Here is a 21,007-nt window from a genome sequence, read left to right on the forward strand (position 1 = left end):
GAGACTTGGCAGCTTGCTGCCTAGTCGCAGTCGGTGAGGGTCTTTCTTCTTTCTGGGCAATCGCTTGCCGCCAGCGAGAAGAAAGACCCTCACCCAACCCTCTCCCGTGAAGAACGGGAGAGGGCTAAGAAAAGCAGCCAGTCTCCCATCCACCCATTGCCGACATACTGACGACGACGCCCCTCTCGCCCGTCAATAATTCCACTGCACCTGCGTGCGGATCAGATTGCCTTCCGCCCGCCCCGTGCGGCGTTCATCGGCCTCGGCGCGCTTCATGCGGGCATAGGCGAGCGTGAATTCCAGCGCCTTCCATGGCTGCCATTCGACGCCCAGTTCGAACTCGTCGGTTTCCAGACGGGGCGCATTGGTGCCCGCTTTCCACCCGCCGCGATAATGTTGCCAGCGGCCATAGGGCATCAGCGCGCCGATGCTGTCATCGGTGGGCAGGCGGTACATCATCTGCACATAGCCGCCGCGCAACCTCTTCGTTTCGATCGACTGGCTGCCCAGGTCGAACTCCGGCCCCTTGCCCCAATTCCATTCGGCCTGGATGCCAAAGGGCTGGGGATAGAGGATGGCGTGGATGCCGGCGCGATTATCGTCATAGGCGATGGTGCTGACCCCGCCGCTGCGCACTTCGGGCTGCACATCGTTCATCATCGCCGATCCGCCGATTTCGAACACCTGTCCTTCAAAAGCATCGCCCAGCCCGTCCAGCTCGAACGGCCAGGTCGCGAAGGCGACCTTCATCAGCCCGCGATTCTGTTCGGTCCGGTTGGTGCCCTGCCCGTTGAACACGCCGACCCCGAACGCGCCATAATTGCCGAACAGCTTCTGCCCGTCATGCCCCAGCCGGTTCCAGATTTTCTGCACCGATGGCGGCGTATAATAGGCGACGATGCCCAGATCGCGCTCGCTGGGCACCGCGCTGTTGATCGCATCGCTGCGGTCCAGCGTCAGGCGATTGGACGAGGATTGCATATTCTCCCAGCCAAAGGGCACCTTCGACTGGCCGAAGCGAAGCCGCACGCTCTTCGCCTTGTCGAGGAAGACATCGGCATAGGCGTCGCGCAACTGGACGAAGCCTTCGCGCCGTTCGCTGCCCGCCTGATTATTGACGGCCGACGCGAAATCGGACTGGAGATAGAGCGACACCCGGTCGGACACATCGCCCTGAAGCACCAGCCGCGCGCGGCGCAGCGAGAAGCTGCCGCGATCCGAAATCGAGCTGTCATGCACCGATCGCAGGCGGGACTGTCCCGAAGGCGCGCTGTCGTCCCCGGACAGGAACGCGTTATACCGCATTTGCGTGTAACCGCGCAGCGACAGCTTTTCATACCAGGCTTTGGATTTGGACGGCGCAGCCGATGCCGGGATGGCGGCGGGCGGCGGAGCGGCGGCAGCGGCCAGCGCAACCGGCGCGGACCCGGCCGTTTCGGGAGAAGCCGGCGCGACGGCGACCGGCTGCGCAGGCTTGTTGGCGGCCAGCGCGGCAGTCAGCGCCTGCACCTGCGCCTTGAGTTCGTCGATCTGGCGCTGAAGGGCCGCATTGTCGGGCGCCTGCGCGGCGGCGGGCGTGGACGCCATCACCATCGCTATCGCCGTACCAGCAGCCAGTTTCCATCGGAGCGTCATCACAATCTCTTTCCCTGTTCGGGACGCCCGTATGAATTTTACGTTACATCCCGGCGTCTGTTGCATGTCGTTTTTGTGACAATCGCTTTTGATCCGATCCGTGGTTGGCGATGCGGGCCGGGCGGGCTAAGCCTTTGGCCAGCATGTTCGCCACGCCCCGCCTTTCCCGCTTCCGTCGTCGCGCCGCGCTGATCGCCGGCGCCGGGCTGATGCTGCTGGCCGGGGGCTGTTCCGACGAAGGACGTGGGCCAGTCGTGGTGAGTGTAGTGGGCGGTCGCGACGATTTTGCGAAACCGCTGCAATATCTGCCCGACCCCGGCGCCAAGCTGATTTTGGAATCGACCGCACAAGGGCTGGTCGCGTTCGACGCCAGCGGCGAAATCCTGCCCGCGCTGGCCCAGCGCTGGATCGTGCAGGATGACGGGCGCAGCTATATTTTCCGCCTGCGCCGCGCCTTTTGGGCCAATGGCACGCGCGTCACCGCGCCCGATGTCGCCCGCATGCTGATGGCGCGGATCGAATCGCTGCGCCGGCTGGACCCGGACGGACCGCTGGACGCGGTGCAGGCGGTGGTGCCGATGACGGGCGAAGTCATCGAAATCCGCATGGCCGCGCCCCGCCCCTTCGTGCTCCAGATGCTGGCCCAGCCGCAAATGGCGGTGCTGTCGCGCGACGGCGGCACTGGCCCCTATCGCCGCCGGGCGCAGGGCGGCGCGCTGTTCCTGACCCCCATCGATCGCAGCAGCGGCGATGATGGGGGCGAGGATCAGCCCATCCCGCCCTGGCAGACCCGCGTGCTGCGCGCCGAACGCGCGGCGCTGGCCATCATCCGCTTCCGCGAGCGCGACGCCGCGCTGGTGCTGGGCGGCCGTTTTAGCGACCTGCCCCTGCTGGTGCCGGCGGGGATCGACCGGGACAATGTGCGCATCGATCCGGTGCAGGGGCTGCTGGGGCTGGGCGTGACGGGCAGCGGCAAGTTGCTGGACGATGACGCCATCCGCGCGGCGATCAACATGGCGATCGACCGCAGCCAGTTGCCGGTGTTGTTCCCGCTGGGCGGATGGGCCACCAGCGAACGCATCCTGCCCGATCAGATGGATCTGGGCCGACCGCCGACCCAGCCCGACTGGACGGCGATGCCGCTGGACCAGCGGCGCGCGCAGGCCAGCGCCAGCGTCACCCGCTGGCGCGCGGACAATGGCCCGCCGCCGCCGCTGCGCATCGCTTTGCCCAAGGGGCCGGGCGCGACATTGCTGTTCGCCATGCTGCGCCGCGACCTGGGCGCGATCGGCCTGCCGACGCAGCGGGTCGCCATGACGGCGGAGGCCGACCTGCGCCTGATCGACGAGGTTGCGGCCTATGACAGCGCGCTCTGGTATCTGGGCCGGGTGGGTTGCGCGCGCAAAATCCATTGCAGCGATCAGGCCGATATTCAGTTGCAGGCGGCCAGCCTCTCCTCCTCCGCGCAAGAACGCGCCGCCCGCATCGCCGCCGCCGAAGCGCTGATGGTGGCGCATAATGGCTATATCGCGCTGGGCGCGCCGGTGCGCTGGTCGCTGGTGTCGAAGCGGCTCACCGGATTCCTGCCATCGGCGCGTGCGCGCCATCCATTGAATCATCTGTTCCGCAGCACCAACTAAGCCTCTCAAGGAGAAGAGGCAGATGGCCGTTTCACAGGATCAGTTCGACCGCATCGTCCGCGACATGCCCGGCTTCGGCCGCGATCCGGCATCGGTGCGGCGCCGTATCGAGGCGATGGAGGCCGTGCTGGAAGGGCTGTTCGTTATTCCCGGCACCAACCGCCGCGTGGGCCTGGACAGTCTGGTCGGGCTGGTGCCGGTGGTGGGCGACATCGCCACCGCCGCGATGGGCGCATGGATCGTGTGGGAAGCGCGCAATCTCGGCATGTCGAAATGGCAGATTACCCGCATGGCCGCCAATGTCGGGGTCGACACGCTGATCGGCGCCATCCCCTTTGCCGGCGACCTGTTCGACTTTCTCTATAAGTCGAACACGAAAAATCTGCGCATCATCCGCAAGCATCTCGATCGCCACCATCCCTCGACGGTGACGATCGACGCCTGATCAGCGGCGCGGTTCGGCCGGCGGCTGGGCGTTGGGATCAAGGTCCAGGATCAGCCCCGGCCGCTTGGTCGGGTTGGCCGGCGGCGGCACCGGGCGGCGCGGGTTCAGGATATTGGGCCCCGGCGCGATCTTCACATAGGCGCTGTCAGGCGCGCCACCCTGATGCGCGGGGCAGCGGGCGAACTCCAGCTGGCGATCCATGCACAGCCACACTTCGCTCAGCATATTGTCGCGCGTCGTGGTGACGCGCATCATGTCCGCCTTCATCCCCTTGTTCGCCTGGGCAAAGGCTTCGGCAAACTGGCCGGCGGTCAGCGTCTTGCGCCGCGACAGCGCCGCCATGTCAGGATAGCGCAGCGATTCATAGAAAGCGCGCGACAGGTTGAAATACAGCTCCGGCTTGGTCGCCATGCAGGTGCCATGCTTGGCCCATTCATGCTGGATCAGCTGCGCCGATGGCGTGGCGCACATATTCTGGCGGATCACCGCGCGCGGCACGATGTCCGTCGGCCGGCAATATTGCGGCCATTCCTTGCCATAGCCGTCGGGCCACAGGCCATGCAGGGTAAAGCCGAACTTGCCGTTCCGCCCGCCGCACTGAACGCTGTTCTGCGGCCCCTTGGCGCTCGCGCAAAATTGCGGCGACCAGCTGATCGCCAGCGTATAGCTGCCGATCGGCAAGGCGCGCTTTGGCTCCTTGTCGCTGGGCAGTTCGGGTTCGGGCCGCGCCGGCTGGCTGGGCGGGCTGCAATAGGCGGCCTGCGCCAGCGCCGTGCCGGGCATACCGGCCAGAAGAAGCGCGAAAATCAGCTTATGCATAGGCGAAATCCAGTCCAATGTCGGCGGCAGGGGCGGATTGGGTCAGGCGACCGACGCTGATATAGGTGACGCCCGTTTCCGCCTTGGCGCGGATCGTGTCCAGCGTGACCCCGCCCGAACTTTCCGTCGGCACCCGCCCGCCGATCAGCGTCACCGCCCCGCGCAGCGTCGGCGCGTCCATATTGTCCAGCAGCAAATGGGTCGCCCCGGCGGCCAGCGCCGGTTCGATCTGGTCGACCCGGTCGACCTCCACGATGATGCGCTCCACCCCGGCGGCCACAGCGCGGCGCACCGCTTCCTCGACCGATCCGGCGACGGCGACATGATTATCCTTGATCATCGCCGCATCCCACAGGCCCATGCGATGATTGGTCGCCCCGCCCATGCGCGTGGCGTATTTCTCCAGGACGCGCAGGCCGGGGATGGTCTTGCGCGTATCCAGCAGCGTCGCGCCCGTACCCAGGATCGCATCGACATAGGCGCGCGTCATGGTGGCGATGCCGGTCAGATGCTGCACCGTGTTGAGCGCCGATCGCTCCGCCGTCAGCATCGCCCGCGCCTTGCCGCGAATGCGCATGAGGTCGGTCCCCGCCGCGACCCGATCGCCATCCTGATGCAGCAGTTCGATCTCTACATCGGGATCGAGCGCCCGGAAGAAAGCGACCGCAATCGGCAATCCCGCCAGCGTCACCGCATCGCGACTGTCCATCACCCCGTCGAACACCGCATTGGCCGGAATCACCGCCTCGCTGGTAACGTCACGGCCATCGGGGCCAAGATCTTCGGCAAGGGTGGCGGCGACGAAGGCGTCGAGATCGAAACCGGCCAGACTGAAAACGGGGGGGGAGAAGGTCATGGTGCCTCTCTAGCCGCGCCCCATGGCCAGCCGCAACCGCTTTCGGATTGACGTGGGCCTGCATGAAGCGCAGCTTTTCACCATGCTGACAGTCACGGAACAACAGGCCAAAGCCCAATGGTCCAAGTTCCTCGTCCGCGCGCGCGACGGCGAGGAGATTATCATCATGCGCGATGGCAAGCCCTACGCAAAGATGGTGCCTCTCACTACCGAGCAGCCCCCACAACCCCGTTCGGGCTGAGCCTGTCGAAGCCCCGTCCTGTTTTTAGGGAAGTACGGCCCTTCGACAGGCTCAGGGCGAATGGAGATAGAAAATGCCGCGCTTCAGCGCGCCCCGACATCCCCCTGCCCCACCGTACCGCTGGCCATTTCCAGCATCTTGTCCAGGCTCTTCTTCGCCGCGACGCGCAGGCCCTCGTCCATCTCGATGCGCGGCGTCAGGTCGCGCAGCGACAGATACAGCTTCTCCATCGTGTTGAGCGCCATATAGGGGCAGATATTGCAGTTGCAGTTGCCGTCAGCCCCCGGCGCGCCGATGAAATTCTTGTCCGGCACGCTTTTCTGCATCTGGTGGATGATATGCGGTTCGGTCGCCACGATCAGCGTGTCGCCGGGCATGGTCTTGGCAAAGTCCAGGATGCCGCTGGTCGATCCGACATAATCGGCATGGTCGACGATATAGGGCGGACATTCGGGATGCGCGGCGATCGGCGCGTCGGGGTGCACGGCCTTCAGCTTCAGCAATTCGGTTTCGCTGAACGCCTCATGCACGATGCACACGCCCGGCCACAACAGCATGTCGCGGCCCAGCTTGCGCTTGAGGTAGCCGCCCAGATGCTTGTCGGGACCAAAGATGATCTTCTGATCCTTGGGGATCTGCGCCAGGATTTTCTCGGCGGACGACGACGTCACGATGATGTCGGACAGCGCCTTCACCTCGGCCGAACAATTGATGTAGCTCAGCGCAATATGATCGGGATGCGCTTCGCGGAACGCCTTGAACTGGGCGGGCGGGCAACTGTCCTCAAGGCTACAGCCCGCATCCATGTCCGGCAGCACGACGATCTTCTGCGGCGACAATATCTTCGCCGTCTCCGCCATGAAGCGCACGCCGCAAAAAGCGATCACGTCCGCATCCGTCTCCGCCGCCTTGCGCGACAGCTCCAGACTGTCACCGACGAAATCGGACAGATCCTGAATTTCGGGCGACTGATAATAATGGCCCAGGATTACCGCATTGCGCTCCTTGCGCAGCCGATCAATCTCCGCCCGCAGGTCCAGCCCCTGCAAGCTGCCGCCCATGCCACCGCGTGCATCCACGTCGTCAGTCTCCGATTACTACCCTGCGGCGGCAGATAGTCGGGCAATGGTTCAGGATCAAGGGAATCAGGGGCGCGAAGAGTCTGTTTGGAAAATGCGCCAAAGGCGCATTTCTAAGGCCATTGCGCCTGCATCGGCCGCGCCGTGCCGGGCGTTCCGGCGGTCACCGCTTCCGTCACGGCATAGCCCACGGGGCTATAGGCGATCGCCTGCGCCACCAATTGCCCCCCGACCAGCAGCGCCATCCCCCACCAATAGGCCGGATGCACCCGGCCCAGCCGGCGCCGGTCGGCGACCATGCCCGCCACGATGAACAGGGCTGGAAACAGCACCGCCGACACCCACCAGGCCCATGGCATCATCAGCGGCACGGGCAGCAACCGGCCAAAGCCCGGCCCGGTCAGCCCCGCCATCGCGCCCAGCATCAGCCGCCGGTGCCAGTCCGTCCGCCGCCGCAGGCTGATCGCCCAAAGAACCGTCCCGGCAAAGGTCGCCAGCCCCATCATATTGCCGAACAGAAATTCATTCTTCGCAAAGAAGAAAGGGCCGCCCGTCCTGCGCAAGATAGTCAGCAATATCGTTATGCCCAATATGAGCATCGCCGGCACCCAGCCCAGCGCCAGCCAGCCCAGCCGCCGGTGCAGCGCCATGGAGCCGCTCGCGACCAGCCCGGTCTGCGCCAGATAAAGCACCACCCAACCAAAGAAGACAAAGGCATGAAGATGGAAGATCGGCGGCACCGCAAAGGTCGACCGGCCAAGCAGAATATTGGTCGAAAATCCCGCCACCAGCACCAGCGCCATCAGGCAGGCGGTGGCAAAGAAGAAACGATGCTCCCGCTCGAAAAGCGTCGCCGCCTGCCCCTGCATCGCCATATCACCCCCTCAATTTGCTATCGCCGGAAAATATATTTCCGGCAGGAAAGCGTCAATTCAGGCAGGATTTTCTATCAGCGATGCTTTTCAAGCACTTGGTTGATCGGCGTCGTCACGTCCCATTGATCGCGATTATTATTCTTCCGCTCCGGCGGGAAGGTCACGATCACCCGCGCGTCGCCAAAGCCCATGGCGGCCAGCGGCGCGCCCATGACCTTGGCGATTGCCGAGCGTCCATATTCGCGCGCCTGCGCCATGCGTTCGGGCGACCGGGCCGATGCCTCCGCCCGCGCCTGCGCATGGGCGGACGCCTTGCGGCTCAATGCCTCGCCCGCCTCGCGCGTTACGAACAGCCCGCTGGTCTTTACGAGCGTGCGGCGCGCCTCATCGACATTGGGCGTGTCCGGCTTCACGTCCGGCGCGTTGACGATCAGCGTGCGCGCTTTCTCATCCCATTCCAGATCGCTTGGCGACAGGCCCGACAGGTCGATGAAATAATCGACCGAATAGGGCATCTTGACCACCTGATCCGATTTCAGCCAGCCAAAACCACGGACATCCTGCGCCGTGCTCTGGATCGTGCCGTTCAGCCGCGATACGCGCAGGTCGCTGGTCCCGCCGATCTTTTCCGCGATGATCTTCGTCACCGCCGACCCGTCATCCTCGACCGTGACGACATAGTCGCGATTATAGCGATGCCAGCCCACCAGCATCGCCGCGCCGACGATCAGGATCAGCAGCGCAACCGCAATCGGCGCGCCATAACGCTTCAGCACATCCGCCACCGCTCATCCCCGACCGGCGCGACAAGACCCCGGCCATCCAGATCAATGAGATGCGCCAGCACCGATCGCCCGGCTGCGCTGTAAAGGCGCGGGTCGACGCCGCGATACATGTCGGCCACCATGTCCGGGATGGCGCTTTCGCCATTGCGCTCCAGAAAGCGGAGTATCTGCCCTTCGCGCTGCTTGCGATGGCCCATCATGCCGCGCACCAGACGCTGCGGATTTTCGATCGGCTCGCCATGGGCGGGATAATAAAGCGCGTCGTCGCGCTCCAGCAACCGCTGCATCGAGCCCATATAGGCGGTCATGTCGCCATCGGGCGGCGAAATCACGCTGGTCGACCAGCCCATGACATGATCGCCGGTGAACAGCGCCTTTTCTTCCAGCAGCGCGAAACAGAGATGGTTCGACGTATGGCCCGGCGTCGCGACCGCCTCCAGCGTCCAGCCCGGTCCCGTCACCTGATCGCCATCGCCCAGCACCCGATCGGGGCGATAATCCGCATCGAAGGCGGCGTCGGCGCGCGGCCCGTCATCATCCAGCGTCAGCGGCGCGCAGCCGATCACTGGCGCGCCGGTCAGGATGCTCAGCGGCCGGGCGGCCGGGCTATGATCGCGATGGGTATGGGTGCAGAGGATCGCCACCACCGGCCGGCCGGCGATCGCGGCGGCCAGCGCGGTCAGATGCGCCGTCTCGTTCGGGCCGGGGTCGATAATCGCAACCGCGTCCCCGCCCACCACATAGGTTTGCGTGCCCGTATAGGTGAAGGGCGACGGATTGGGCGCCAGCACGCGGGCGACCAGCGGGCTGAGCGGCATCAGGAGTCCGGTCGGCAGATCGGCCGGGTCGAAGGGCGGTGGCATATGCCCCATGTGCCCATTTCGGGGCGGATTTCAAGAGTGCGGGACACACGACGAAGTGCCTGCGGCGCATGGCAGCGTTTTCCCGCTTCCTTCCCGCATTTGGAGAAGAACAGGATGCCGGATCGATCCCCACATGACGGAAAGGGACTGTCCTGAAGCGCCCATTTACGGTCATCCCTTTCACCCTCTCCCGCTTTCGCGGGAGAGGCAACGGAGACTTGGCAGCTTGCTGCCTAGTCGCAGTCGGTGAGGGTCTTTCTTCTTTCTGGGCAATCGCTTGCCGCCAGCGAGAAGAAAGACCCTCACCCAACCCTCTCCCGTGAAGAACGGGAGAGGGCTAAGAAAAGCGGACGGTCTCCTCACCACCCATCCCCGCCATCATCTGTCCTATGTTGCGCAACCTTCCTAATCTTGCGGCATGTCCGCGCCGCACCCCTCCAGCACCCAAAGCATCTCGCAACAAAATTTCACGCTCTTGTTCCAAAATGTCGAAACTTGCGGGAAATATGCGAAGTTAAGCGCCGGATTGCCTGCGCGTTCAATCGTTCCAGTCGCGCAATTTTTCGCGCAGCTTGTCCAGCGCCGCTTTCTTGATCTGGCATACCCGCGCCGCGCCAATATCCAGCGTCTGGCCGATTTCCTCCAGATTAAGCTCCTCGACGAAATAGAGTTGCAGCACCAGCCCTTCGCGCTGCGGGAGTTCGCTGATGCAGGCGGCCAGCGCCTTCTTGAGCGATTCGCGCTCCAGCACGTCATCGGCGCGGTCCTCGACATCGGCGAACCACATGGACTGGTCGGAATAAACCTCGTCCATGCTGGTGTGCTGCACCATCTCGACGCTGTCGGCGACTTCGCGATAGGCGGCCGGCTCCAGCCCCATTTCGACCGACATTTCCGCTTCGGTCGGCAGGCGGCCCAGCTTCTGCTCCAGCGCGCCCCGAACCTTGCCCAGTTCCTTGCGCCTGGCCATGGCCGACCGGCACAAGGTCGCCTGACGCCGCAGATGGTCGATCATCGCGCCGCGCACCCGCAACTGGGCATAGGCGGCAAAGCCAAGGCCCCGATCCTCGAAACTGTTGGCGGCCTCGACCAGCGCGACCATGCCGATCTGCAACAGATCCTCGACCTCGATCGCCGTCGATACGCGGCCATGGACATGCCAGGCGATCTTGCGCACCAGCGGCATATATTGGCGCGCCAGCCGTTCCGGGCTGTTTTCGCCCCGCTTGCCATAGGTATCGGCGCCAGCCGTAATCTTGTTCATATACATGGCTCAGGCTTTCCTCAGGCCACTCGTTCGCGCTGCGGCAACGGATCATGTCGCGGAGTCGGGCGCTGTTCGCTGCCTACCACGGCAACTACTTCCACTCCCTTACCGTCGGGAATTTCCAGGAAGGACAGCACCGGCGTTTCGGGCAGATGCGGCTTGAACAGCCGGGCGAGCGCACGCCGCGCCACCGGCGATGTGACGATGGCGAAGGGCCGCGCCTGCCCCAGCAGCGGCCGGGCGGCCTGCACGACCGATTCGACGATGCGATTGGCCAGGCTCGGTTCGATCGGATGCTTGGCGTCGCCCGCCACGCGCATCGCCTGCGCCAGCATCGCTTCCAGATCGCCGTCCAGCGTGATGACCGGCAGCGGCATCTTCACCGGGACAAGGCCCTGAATGATGAGCGCGCCGATGCGCTGGCGCACCGCCTCCACCAGCTGTTCGATGTTCATGTCGGGGCGGGCGCCATCGACCATCGCCTCGCAAATGCGGCGGAAATCCTTGAGCGCAATGCCTTCCGACAAAAGCGCACGGCAGAGCGCGCTGATCTGGGTGAGGCTCAGCAGCCCCGGCGTCAGCCCCTCGACCAGCTGCGGCGCAGCGTCCTTCAGATTGTCGAGCAGCTTGCGCGCTTCGTCCAGACCGAACATTTCGGCCGCGTTCATCGCGATCAGCTGGTTGAGGTGCGTTGCCACCACCGTCGGCGGATCGACCACGGTATAGCCGGCCACCACCGCTTCGCTGCGCTTGGCCTGCGAAATCCAGACGGCGTCCAGACCAAAGGTCGGGTCTTTCGCGATACGGCCCTGCACCGTGCCTTCCAGCGCGCCGCTGTCCAGCGCCAGCAGATCGTCGGGCCACACTTCATCCTCACCGACCACGACGCCGGCGATGGTGATGCGATACTGATTCGGCTCCAGCGCCAGATTGTCCTTCACCCGCACCATCGGCACGACGAAGCCCAGTTCCTTCGACAGCTGGCGACGAATGCCGGTGATGCGCGCCATCAGCGGCGCGCCCTTGCGCTCGTCCACCAGGCTGATCAGGCCATAGCCGATTTCCAGCCCCAGGATCGCGCCGTCCGACACATCATCCCATTCGATGAGCGCGGGGTTGGGCGCGGGCGGCAGCGGCGCGGGTTCGGCGGCCTTCTTCTGGCTGGTCTTGCGCAACTGCCAGGCGATGCCGCCGGCAATGGCGGCTGCGGTCAGGATGATCATGTGCGGCATGCCGGGCAGCACGCCCAGGAAGCCCAGGATAGCGGCGACCGGCACCCATGCCTTGCCCGCACCGAACTGGGTCGCGATCTGCCCGGACAGGTCGCCCTCGCTCTTGACGCGGGTGACGATGGAGGCCGCCGCGATCGACAGCAGCAGCGCCGGGATTTGCGCGACCAGCGCGTCGCCGATCGCCAATATGACATAGGTCTGCGCAGCTTCGCCAATGGCCAGGCCATGGCTGACCACGCCCAGGATGATGCCGCCGATGATGTTGATCACCAGAATCAGGATGCCGGCGACGGCGTCGCCCTTCACGAACTTGCTGGCGCCGTCCATCGAACCGTAAAAGTCCGCCTCGGTCGCGACTTCCTGACGACGAACCTTGGCCTCTTCCGGGGTCAGCAGGCCGGCGTTGAGGTCGGCGTCGATCGCCATCTGCTTGCCCGGCAGGGCGTCCAGGGTGAAGCGCGCGCTGACTTCGGACACGCGGCCCGCGCCCTTGGTGATGACGACCAGATTGATGATCATCAGGATCGCGAAGACGAAGATGCCCACGACATAGTCGCCGCCGATCAGGAAATGACCAAATGCCTCGATCACCTGCCCTGCAGCGTCCGACCCTTCATGACCCGACACCAGCACGACGCGAGTCGAGGCGACGTTGAGCGCCAGACGCAGCAGCGTGGCGAACAGCAGCACCGTGGGAAAGCTGGAAAAGTCGAGCGGCTTGGCGGCGTTCAGCGCCACCATCAGCACAGCAAGACTGATCATGATGTTGGTGATGAAGCCGATGTCCAGCATCACCGCCGGCACCGGCACCATCATGAACAGCACGACCATCAGCGTCGCAAAGGGCAGCACAGCCCCCTTGGCGGCGCTCATCCAGATCTTCGCTTTGACTTGGGCAGGGGACATTGCGGCCGTTTACCTTCCGAGGGTGGCAAGCATGAGATAGGCGAGACGCGCCGTCTGCGGTTGCGGCTTGACCATGATGTCAGGCTGTTCGCTCAGGCGCTGGGTTTCGATCCGCACATAATCGGCGGGCTGCACGGTCTTCGCGCCGGAGGGCAGCGAAGCATCGGCATATTGGGCTGCGCCGCCAAGGCTGTCCGAACTCTTCTGGAGCTTGGCGGCGAAGCGGTCGCGGATTTCGGCAAAGCTGCGGGCATTGCCGGCACGATCGTAAAAGATGGAGCGGTTCGCCCGTGCAGCCGCGGGGAACAGCGACGCCGCGGTCGCATCGGGCGCGCGGTCATGCACCGACAGGAATTTGGAAGCCCCGCCCACGCCCAGAAAATGGGCAAGGTACAGATCGACCGGCTCGGCTTCCCGGCCCAGCTTCGATTCCAGATAGGCTTTGTTGTCGGCGGCATGCTCGGCCGCCATGACCGACGCCGTTTCAGGATGTTTCCGCAGGTCGAGTATCTGCTGCCGCAAATCCGGGTCGGCGACAGTGTAACGGCCATTGGGTCCGCGGCTGATAGCGTCCGACGCCCAGCCAAGCCCATATTCGGTGCCATGCTTGTCGACGACGGCCAGCCAGCTCTGGTCGATGAACTGATAGAGGCCGGTGGCGGAGGAGGTCGCGGCGCGCGCGGCGGGATTGAGGCTGGATTCGATCTTCGCCTGCCCCAGCAGATAGCTGAAGTCGACACCGGTGCGACGGCTCGCCATCGCAATCGCGTTAGTCACGCGATTGCCGGTCGATCCCGACGTTGCCGAAATGTCTGCGAATGCCGACACGAAACCAAAATCCTCACGTTGCTAGCGAGGACATTAGAGCAAGGCTTGTGCCAAGATTTGGTTAACGCGGGCGCAAGAAAATGAAGCCGGCACAACGAAAAACGGCGCCCGCAGGCGCCGCTTTAGGATTAACCGAAAATATTATTGTGGCCAGATGCCTTACCGGCCGTAGGTCAGCGGCGCGGTCTGCGCGCCATGGGCCGCCAATATGGACAGGCGCTGGCTGGCATGATCGGCCAGCAGGGCGACGCGCACGCGCGCGCTTTCGATCAGGGGCATCATCGCGTTCAGCCGTTCGACCACGGCCGGATCGGACCGCCAGGCGCCAATGGCGCGCACGGCCGACGCCGCCTGCGCCACACGGGCGCTGGCGGTTTCGATGGCGATCGCATCATTGCCGCCCAGCACATCGCGCAGCCCTTCGAACGCATCGAACAGGTCATCCAGCGCGGCAAGCCCAAGCGGCATGATCGCGGCGCCTTAAGCGGGAAGGTCGAGCGCGACCATGCGCTCGGCAATGGCGTTGGCATCGACCGGATAATTGCCGGACGCGATGGCCGACTTGATCGCGGCGATGCGGTCCATGTCGACCGGCGCGCCTTGCGCCGCCATGCGGGCAGCCGGGCTGGCCGAAGATGAGACCGTCGAGGCGGTCGCCGAACCCGTCGGCGAGGATGCGCGCGTCTTGCCGCTGTCCCGCAGGCTGTTCGCGCCGATCGCGCTGCTGATGCTCTGACCCACAGAGTTGATCATTGGGTAAAATCCTTCACTCGTCCCTCAACACCTATAACGGACAAGTTCAAAAACTATTAAATCCCGGAATGCGCACAACCCCCATTTCTACGACCTGGGCGAAAACCGGCGCGCTTTTCTTGTCTTCGCGCACGCGAATCGTCTCGCCCACGGCGCCATCCTCATCCGCAACCATCATGCGCGACACGCTGAAAGCCGCATTGCCGGCCATCAACTGAACCGGATCGCCTTTGCGAACGATGTTTTCCTTGGGCGCGACCGGCGCTGCCGGTCGGGTAAAGCGATTCGCAGCCGCCGTGCGCGGCAAAGGCCCTGACGCAGCGGCTGCGCCGCCCGCCACCAGCGGCACCCGGATGCGCCAGCCGAGCGAAGCGCATTGCACCATCGCTGCGCCGAACACCGGCCCTTCAACCGTCGGGGTCGTGGGACAGGCGGCCAGCCGCAAACGGCGATCGACCGGCGCGGCGGGGCCGCCCGGCTCGCCCAGATTGGCGCCGACGGTCATGGCGACCAGACTGTCGATGCGGTCGAGATTCTCGAATTTCTGCTGCGCCAGCGCGGGCTGCACGCCGGTAAGCGCAGCGGCGGCGAGAAGGATAGCGGAATAACGAAACACGGCATGTCTCCTGACAAGGCGGCCTGACGAGGCGCACAGTCTGTCCCGTGATTTCAGCAATATCCGTGCCAATTGCGGTTAGCGGGCAGCAAGCGCCCCCGGCGCGACGCGGATCATCTGCCCCTGCCCAGCGCTCTTTTCAGCCTGATCGAGGCCCCGGATCAGCAGTCGGTCCTGCGCAATGCCATCGGCCCGCAAGGCCCGCGCCACTGCACCGAGGCGAGCGGCGGCCAGATCCCATTCGTCGAAGCGCTGGCGCGACGGATCGACGCCATGGCTGCGGATTTCCACGCCGCCAGATGTTTTCGCATGATCGCGCGCCACCGCCGCCAGGCGCGCGCGGCCAGCATCGCTCAGCAGCGCCTCACCGGGCATGAACAGATCAGCGGCGCGCAGTTCAACGCCCGGCGCCATGGCGCGACCGCCAAATTGCTGGCTGACCTGCACCAGCATCGCGTCGCGCCGCGATCCGCTGGCCTGCAACAGCACGAAGAAGGCGAGCAGCAGCAGCAGCAGATCGGCAAAGCTGACCGCCCAGCGATTGCGCCGGGCGGTTGTGGAGGAAGACGCTGCGGTCATGCGACTTCGCGGATGGATGCGCGGCGCAGCGGCGCATTTTCGCGCCGCGCGATCGCCAGCATCCGGTCCGCCGCCTCGCGCTGCCAGGCCAGTTCGCGTTCCGACAGGTCGGCCAGCCGCGCGGCAATCGGCGCGGCGATGATGTTGGCGATGACGACGCCGTAGAAGGTGGTGAGCAGCGCCAGCGCCATGGACGGGCCGAGCGCTGCGGGATCGTCCATCGCCGCGAACATGCCGACCAGCCCGATGATCGTGCCGGCCATGCCCAGCGCGGGCGCGGCGTCGGCGATCGACAGCCACGCCTTGTGCACCGCGCCATGGCGCTGCGCCCGGTCGGCCAGCGTCTGCGCCGCCCACATTTCAAAGGCTTCGGCGCGATCGACATTGGCCAGCTTGCGTGCGGCGTCGGTCAGGAAGGGGCTGGCGGTCTTCACCCGGTCGGTGCAGGACAGGCCACGCAGTTGCGCCACCTGATCGATCTTCAGCATTGCCGCGCGCGCCGCATCGCGGTCGCGCGCCGGATCGGCGGTCAGCAGCGGGTGGAATGCCGCCATCGCCCGCCCCAGAGCGCCCAGACCATTTTGGAAGGTCGCGACCAGCGCGATCCCGCCCAGCATTGCCAGCAGGGTCAGCGGATCGAACAAATGGCTGAAAATCGCGATCATGAAAGCGTCGTCCCTCATCACTCCGTCGACCGGCGGCAACGCCCTGCCGCCGACCGGCAAAAATTTGCCGCCCTTGCCGCCCCTCCCGTCAGGCCCCGCCTGTTCCGGGAAATTCCGCGCCTTCCTGCGTCACCCACGCAAATTGGCACAGCTCTTGCTGATCACAGGCTGGATAACCCGCGGCAGACGCCATCAGGCATCAGAACGGCGGGCGAACCGGAAACTTTAGGGCGAAACATGAGCATGTCGGTCGAAGACAATCTGTTCGGGATACATGGAAAGGCGCTGGCACTTCGTTCGCAGCGCCTGTCCCTGCTCGCCTCGAACATCGCCAACGCCTCGACCCCCGGCTACAAGGCCCGCGACATCGATTTCGAGGCGGCGCTGAAGGAAGCGACTGCGCAGACGAGCAACTCTGCGGCCAATGTGTCGCAGGCCGCCGACGACGCCATGGGCTATCGCGTGCCGCTGCAACCCAGTCTGGACGGCAACACCGTCGAACTGAGCACCGAACAGACGCTGTTCGCCGAAAATGCGGTCAAATATCGCACGACCCTCTCCTTTCTTGAGGGCCGCATCAACACCATCAACCGCGCGCTGAAGGGAGAATGAGCATGAGCAGCTCCAGTCCCATGAACATTTTCGACATTGCCGGCCGCGCCATGAGCGCGCAGCTGGTGCGCCTGAACACCACCGCGTCCAACATGGCCAATGCCGGCAACGTCACCGGCAGCGCGGCGGAAGCCTATCGCGCGATCAAGCCGGTGTTCCAGTCCGTCACCGACAGCCCCGGCGTGTCGACGGTCAAGGTCGCCGACGTGATCACCACCAAGGCGGAACCGACCAAGCGCCACGATCCCAACCATCCGCTGGCCGACGCCAACGGCGATGTGTGGGAATCGGCGGTCGATAACGATGCGGAAATGGTCGACATGATCGAGACGGCCCGCATGTACCAAAACAACGTGCAGGTGCTCAACACCGCCAAATCCCTGATGCTCGAAACCATAAGGATCGGCAAATGACGACGACCGTCACTGACAGCGCGGGCCTGTCTGTCTACAATCCCAACGCGACGGTCGGCACCGGCAGCGCGACGATGGACCAGTCGAGCTTTCTAACGCTGCTGACCGCGCAGATGCAGTATCAGGACCCGTTCGAACCCGTCGACAACGCCCAGATGGTATCGCAGATGGCGACCATCACCAATTCGTCCGGCATCGCGGAAATGAACCAGACCCTGAAGAGTCTGGCGAGCGAGCTGACCGGCACCAGGCTGGGCGACGCCGCCAGCTGGATCGGCAAGTCGATGCTGGTTGAGAGCAATATCGCCGCGCCCGACGCCAGCGGCACCTATGCCGGGCAGATCACCTTGTCCGCGGCCACCGACGGCGCAACCATCGACCTGGTCGATTCCGCCGGCAATGTCGTCAAGTCGATCGATACCGGCGCGCAGCCGGCCGGCGAACTGAGCTTCTACTGGGACGGCAAGGATGATGCGGGCGAAACCGTCTCCACCTCCGCCCTTCAGGTGAAGGTCAGCGGCGCCAAGACCAGCCAGGTCGCGACCTGGGCCACCATTGCCGCCGTTCAGTCACCCGCTGACGGATCCTCCTCGAAGCTCATCACCGCGCTCGGCAGCTACAGCCCGTCCGACGCGATCAGCCTGATGTAACCCCTCTCACTCTCTCAAATCCTTTCACCCAAGGAGCAACGCCATGTCCTTCTATATCTCCCTGTCCGGCCTCAAGGCCGCCCAGATCGATCTCGCCACCACATCCAACAACGTCGCCAACGTCAGCTCGACCGCGTTCAAGAAGAGCAAGGCGCAGTTTGGCGACATCTTCGCCGCTGCGCCGATGCAGACCACCAACCAGGTCGCAGGCCAGGGCGTGCGCGTGCAGGACGTTGCCCAGCAGTTTACGCAGGGCACGATCGAAGGCACCGACAAGACGCTGGACCTGGCCATCACCGGCGAAGGCTTCTTCACCGTGAAGGGCGAAGACGGCACCGTCAGCTATACCCGCAACGGCGCCTTCTCGGTCGATGAGGATCGCTATGCCGTCGACACGACCGGATCGCGCATTCAGGTTTTCGCGGTCGATCCCCTGACCGGCGCGCGCACCGGCGCCACCACCAACGCCACGCCGGCCGACCTGACCGACCTTCAGATCCCGACCACGCTGGACGGCGCAGCCGACGGCGCGCAGCTCAACAGCGTCGCCGTGTCCAAGGAAGGCCTGGTTTCGGCCGTCTATGCCGATGGCAGCACCGTCTATCTGGGTCAGGTCGCCATGGCCTCCTTCAACAGCCAGGAAGGACTGCGTCAGGAGGGTGACGCCCACTGGACATCGACCGTCGCCAGCGGCGCGCCGGCTCTGGGCACCGCCAATCAGGGCCTGTTCGGCGCCGTCAACTCGGGCTTCCTGGAACGCTCCAACGTCGACATCACGGACGAGCTGGTCAACCTGATCGCAGCGCAGCGCAATTTCCAGGCGAACAGCAAGGCGATCGAGGCGGCCAACACGCTGACCACCACCATCGTCAACCTGCGCACCTAATAACGCAGGCGCGGGGATAGAAGGAAAAGCCCATGGACCGGCTCGTCAACACGGCACTTACGGCAATGCGCGGCGCGATGGCGCGGCAGGCGTCGATCGCGAACAATCTCGCCAACGCCAATACCGTCGGCTTTCGCGCCGAAATCGCCAATGCCGAGACGCGCTGGATCAAGGGCGATACGTTCGACACCCGCGCCCAGGCATCCGAACAGGTGATCGCCGCCGACATGGCGCAAGGCGCGATCACCCAAACGGGCAATCCGCTGGACGTGGCGATGAACGGCGATGCTCTGCTCGCCGTTCAGGCTGCGGACGGCAGCGAAGCCTATACGCGCCGCGGCGACCTGAAAGTTTCCGACAGCGGCCTGCTGACCACCGGCGACGGCCTGCCCGTCCTGGGCGAAGGCGGCCCCATCACCCTGCCGCAGATGGACAGCATATCGGTCGCGGCCGATGGCGGCATCTGGGGCGTGCCGCAGGGCGGCGACCCGGCAAACCCGCAGCAGATCGACAAGCTGAAGCTGGTCAACGCCGCCGGATCGGGCATCGCCAAGGGCACGGACGGCCTGTTCCGCGAAGTCAATGGCGGCGCGCTGCCATCCGACCCGCTGGCCAGCGTCACCGCCGGATCGCTGGAAGGCTCGAACGTCAATTCCACCCAGGCCCTGGTTCAGATGATCGAGGCGAGCCGGGCGTGGGAAACCCAGATCAAGATGATCGATACCGCCAAACAGCTGGATGATGGCGGCGCTTCGCTGATGCGCCTCGACAGCTAAGGCAGATGGTTAATTTTGGCACGCATCTTGCTTTGATTGACATATGAGGCACCCCATGGGGCGCCGCCACGGAGATTGAACGATGACCAACGCCGCCCTTCATGTCGCCCGCACCGGCCTCGACGCGCAGAACACGAAGATGCGCGTGATCGCCAACAACCTGGCAAACGTCAACACGACCGGCTTCAAGAAGGACCGCGCCGATTTCGAGACGCTGGCCTATCAGCAGATCATTCAGGCCGGCGCCAATTCCGACAGCGAGAACAAGTTCGCCACCGGCCTGAACCTGGGTTCGGGCGTCGCGCTTCAGGGCACCAGCAAGATCAACACGCAGGGCACGCTCAACCAGACCAGCAATGCGCTGGACATGGCGGTCGAGGGATCGGGCTATTTTCAGGTGCAGCGCCCGGACGGCAGCATCGCCTACACCCGCGCCGGCAATTTCAGCGTCACCGCCGAAGGCACCGTCGTCACCAGCGAAGGCCTGCCCATCATCCCGCAGATCACCGTGCCGCAGGGCGCGACGTCGGTTTCGGTCGGCAATGACGGCACCGTGTCCGCCACCTTGCAGGGCGAAAGCGAACCCAGCCAGCTTGGCCAGATCGAACTGGCCAGCTTCATGAACCCGTCGGGCCTGGAATCGGTCGGCGGCAATTTGCTGGTCGAAACCGCCGCCAGCGGCACGCCGCAGGTCGGCGTCGCAGGGCTTGAAGGGCGCGGCGTCATCCGTTCGGGCTATCTGGAAACGTCCAACGTCAACATCGTCGAAGAGCTGGTCGACATGATCGAAACCCAGCGCGCCTATGAGGTCAACAGCAAGATGATCAAGGCGACCGACGAAATGCTGCAATACGCCAACCAGAATATGTGAGCGGATTGATGCGCCTGTCCCACGCCATCCTCAGCGCCGTCTCCATCCTCGCGCTCGCCGCTTCGCCCGCTTATGCGGCGAAGAAGCAGAAGCAACGCGATGTGGAGCGCGATTATTACGCCCCGGTCATCGCCCAGCCGGCAGCCCCGCCGGCCAACGGCTCCATCTTTCAGGCGTCGATGGGGTACACTCCGCTGACCAGCGGCGCGCGCGCCACGGCGGTCGGCGACATCATCACCATCGTCCTGGTGGAACGGACGCAGGCGTCCAAGAGCACCAGCGCCGACACCGCCCGCAACGGATCGGTCGGCCTGACCCCGCCAACCACCGGCATCCTGTCCAAGCTGTTTTCGGCGAGCGACGTGTCGGCCGGCGGCCAGAACACATTCACCGGCAAGGGCGCCGCCAGCCAGTCCAATGCGCTGACCGGCGAAATCACGGTGACGGTGGCGCAGGTCTATCCCAACGGCACGATGCTGGTGAAGGGTGAAAAGGCGCTGACGCTCAATCGCGGCGACGAGTTCATCCAGATCAGCGGCCTTGTGCGTCAGGCGGACATCGCGCCCGACAACCGCATCGCATCGACCCGCGTGGCCGACGCCAGGATCATCTACAAGGGCAAGGGCGAAATCGCCAATGCCAGCCGTCAGGGCTGGTTGCAGCGCTTCTTCTCGGCCATCAGCCCCTTCTGACGGAGACGGAAAAGACCATGATC

At 64.7% G+C, this 21,007-nt stretch carries 25 protein-coding genes; 10 read left to right on the top strand and 15 right to left on the bottom strand.

The window, feature by feature from the left end; translation table 11 throughout:
* Positions 1-192: 192 nt before the first annotated feature.
* Positions 193-1,635, bottom strand: coding sequence for a porin (locus ACFOKF_RS15955; RefSeq protein WP_380796880.1), 1,443 nt, complete (start codon positions 1,633-1,635; stop codon positions 193-195).
* A gap of 143 nt (positions 1,636-1,778) precedes the next feature.
* Between ACFOKF_RS15955 and ACFOKF_RS15960 the strand changes: the two genes are divergently transcribed.
* Both ACFOKF_RS15960 and ACFOKF_RS15965 read left to right on the top strand, forming a co-directional pair.
* Positions 1,779-3,275 (top strand): ABC transporter substrate-binding protein, encoded by a 1,497-nt coding sequence (locus tag ACFOKF_RS15960; protein ID WP_380796882.1) that lies wholly within the window; start codon positions 1,779-1,781, stop codon positions 3,273-3,275.
* A 22-nt stretch (positions 3,276-3,297) separates the two neighbouring features.
* Positions 3,298-3,720 (top strand): DUF4112 domain-containing protein, encoded by a 423-nt coding sequence (locus tag ACFOKF_RS15965; protein WP_380796884.1) that lies wholly within the window; start codon positions 3,298-3,300, stop codon positions 3,718-3,720.
* On the opposite strand, the gene ACFOKF_RS15970 is transcribed toward ACFOKF_RS15965, so the two are convergent.
* Entirely contained in the window at positions 3,721-4,539 is an 819-nt protein-coding gene (locus ACFOKF_RS15970; protein WP_380796885.1) for a ribonuclease T2 family protein, read from the bottom strand.
* Positions 4,532-5,395 carry a carboxylating nicotinate-nucleotide diphosphorylase gene (gene nadC / locus ACFOKF_RS15975; RefSeq protein ID WP_380796888.1) on the bottom strand — a complete coding sequence of 288 codons (864 nt, stop codon included), beginning with the start codon at positions 5,393-5,395 and terminating at the stop codon, positions 4,532-4,534. The genes ACFOKF_RS15970 and nadC overlap by 8 nt, the downstream gene beginning before the upstream one ends.
* A 22-nt stretch (positions 5,396-5,417) precedes the next feature.
* On the opposite strand from nadC, the gene ACFOKF_RS15980 reads away from it, so the two are divergent.
* The gene (locus ACFOKF_RS15980; protein ID WP_380796890.1) at positions 5,418-5,636 is read left to right on the top strand and encodes a type II toxin-antitoxin system Phd/YefM family antitoxin; all 219 of its coding nucleotides are present in this window, start codon (positions 5,418-5,420) and stop codon (positions 5,634-5,636) included.
* Between the two features lie 83 nt (positions 5,637-5,719).
* On the opposite strand, the gene nadA is transcribed toward ACFOKF_RS15980, so the two are convergent.
* The 12 genes from nadA to ACFOKF_RS16040 all read right to left on the bottom strand — a co-directional run bounded on the left by nadA (position 5,720) and on the right by ACFOKF_RS16040 (position 16,084).
* Positions 5,720-6,697: a quinolinate synthase NadA gene (gene nadA, locus ACFOKF_RS15985; protein ID WP_380797834.1), complete on the bottom strand. Its 978-nt coding sequence runs from the start codon at positions 6,695-6,697 to the stop codon at positions 5,720-5,722.
* 131 nt (positions 6,698-6,828) lie between these two features.
* Complete coding sequence (locus tag ACFOKF_RS15990; protein WP_380796892.1) at positions 6,829-7,590, bottom strand: hypothetical protein; 762 nt, start codon at positions 7,588-7,590, stop codon at positions 6,829-6,831.
* Between the two features lie 74 nt (positions 7,591-7,664).
* On the bottom strand, positions 7,665-8,375 hold the full coding sequence (locus ACFOKF_RS15995) for a DUF4230 domain-containing protein (protein WP_380796893.1): 711 nt from the start codon (positions 8,373-8,375) through the stop codon (positions 7,665-7,667).
* Positions 8,360-9,238 carry an MBL fold metallo-hydrolase gene (locus tag ACFOKF_RS16000; RefSeq protein WP_380796894.1) on the bottom strand — a complete coding sequence of 293 codons (879 nt, stop codon included), beginning with the start codon at positions 9,236-9,238 and terminating at the stop codon, positions 8,360-8,362. Before ACFOKF_RS16000 ends, ACFOKF_RS15995 begins: the two co-directional genes overlap by 16 nt.
* Before the next feature lie 538 nt (positions 9,239-9,776).
* Positions 9,777-10,508, bottom strand: a complete 732-nt coding sequence (locus ACFOKF_RS16005) for a sigma-70 family RNA polymerase sigma factor (protein WP_380796895.1) — start codon at positions 10,506-10,508, stop codon at positions 9,777-9,779.
* A 14-nt stretch (positions 10,509-10,522) separates the two neighbouring features.
* On the bottom strand, positions 10,523-12,643 hold the full coding sequence (gene flhA / locus ACFOKF_RS16010; protein WP_380796897.1) for a flagellar biosynthesis protein FlhA: 2,121 nt from the start codon (positions 12,641-12,643) through the stop codon (positions 10,523-10,525).
* Positions 12,644-12,652: 9 nt separating this feature from the next.
* On the bottom strand, positions 12,653-13,471 hold the full coding sequence (locus ACFOKF_RS16015) for a lytic transglycosylase domain-containing protein (protein ID WP_380796899.1): 819 nt from the start codon (positions 13,469-13,471) through the stop codon (positions 12,653-12,655).
* 159 nt (positions 13,472-13,630) lie between these two features.
* Positions 13,631-13,939, bottom strand: coding sequence for a hypothetical protein (locus ACFOKF_RS16020; RefSeq protein ID WP_380796901.1), 309 nt, complete (start codon positions 13,937-13,939; stop codon positions 13,631-13,633).
* A gap of 12 nt (positions 13,940-13,951) precedes the next feature.
* Positions 13,952-14,224, bottom strand: coding sequence for a flagellar biosynthesis anti-sigma factor FlgM (gene flgM / locus ACFOKF_RS16025; protein ID WP_380796902.1), 273 nt, complete (start codon positions 14,222-14,224; stop codon positions 13,952-13,954).
* 46 nt (positions 14,225-14,270) lie between these two features.
* Positions 14,271-14,840, bottom strand: a complete 570-nt coding sequence (locus ACFOKF_RS16030; protein WP_380796903.1) for a flagella basal body P-ring formation protein FlgA — start codon at positions 14,838-14,840, stop codon at positions 14,271-14,273.
* A gap of 78 nt (positions 14,841-14,918) precedes the next feature.
* Complete coding sequence (locus ACFOKF_RS16035) at positions 14,919-15,419, bottom strand: flagellar motor protein MotB (RefSeq protein ID WP_380796904.1); 501 nt, start codon at positions 15,417-15,419, stop codon at positions 14,919-14,921.
* Positions 15,416-16,084, bottom strand: coding sequence for a MotA/TolQ/ExbB proton channel family protein (locus tag ACFOKF_RS16040; protein WP_380796905.1), 669 nt, complete (start codon positions 16,082-16,084; stop codon positions 15,416-15,418). The genes ACFOKF_RS16035 and ACFOKF_RS16040 overlap by 4 nt, the downstream gene beginning before the upstream one ends.
* Positions 16,085-16,327: 243 nt before the next feature.
* Here ACFOKF_RS16040 and flgB point away from each other — a divergent pair, with 243 nt between their 5' ends.
* The 7 genes from flgB to ACFOKF_RS16075 all read left to right on the top strand — a co-directional run bounded on the left by flgB (position 16,328) and on the right by ACFOKF_RS16075 (position 20,984).
* Positions 16,328-16,696, top strand: coding sequence for a flagellar basal body rod protein FlgB (gene flgB / locus ACFOKF_RS16045; protein ID WP_298398965.1), 369 nt, complete (start codon positions 16,328-16,330; stop codon positions 16,694-16,696).
* Between the two features lie 2 nt (positions 16,697-16,698).
* A complete protein-coding gene (flgC, locus tag ACFOKF_RS16050) occupies positions 16,699-17,109 on the top strand; it encodes a flagellar basal body rod protein FlgC (protein WP_298398952.1) in 411 nt (136 codons plus the stop codon).
* Positions 17,106-17,759, top strand: coding sequence for a flagellar hook assembly protein FlgD (locus ACFOKF_RS16055; RefSeq protein ID WP_380796907.1), 654 nt, complete (start codon positions 17,106-17,108; stop codon positions 17,757-17,759). Before flgC ends, ACFOKF_RS16055 begins: the two co-directional genes overlap by 4 nt.
* A 43-nt stretch (positions 17,760-17,802) precedes the next feature.
* Positions 17,803-18,645, top strand: a complete 843-nt coding sequence (locus ACFOKF_RS16060; RefSeq protein WP_380796908.1) for a flagellar hook-basal body complex protein — start codon at positions 17,803-17,805, stop codon at positions 18,643-18,645.
* Between the two features lie 32 nt (positions 18,646-18,677).
* Positions 18,678-19,421 carry a flagellar basal body rod protein FlgF gene (locus ACFOKF_RS16065; protein ID WP_380796910.1) on the top strand — a complete coding sequence of 248 codons (744 nt, stop codon included), beginning with the start codon at positions 18,678-18,680 and terminating at the stop codon, positions 19,419-19,421.
* Positions 19,422-19,503: 82 nt separating this feature from the next.
* A complete protein-coding gene (flgG, locus tag ACFOKF_RS16070; RefSeq protein WP_380796911.1) occupies positions 19,504-20,292 on the top strand; it encodes a flagellar basal-body rod protein FlgG in 789 nt (262 codons plus the stop codon).
* A gap of 8 nt (positions 20,293-20,300) precedes the next feature.
* Positions 20,301-20,984 (top strand): flagellar basal body L-ring protein FlgH, encoded by a 684-nt coding sequence (locus ACFOKF_RS16075; protein ID WP_380797836.1) that lies wholly within the window; start codon positions 20,301-20,303, stop codon positions 20,982-20,984.
* The last annotated feature ends 23 nt before the right edge of the window (positions 20,985-21,007 follow it).

Source organism: Sphingobium rhizovicinum (assembly GCF_042647625.1).
GTDB lineage: Bacteria > Pseudomonadota > Alphaproteobacteria > Sphingomonadales > Sphingomonadaceae > Sphingobium > Sphingobium rhizovicinum.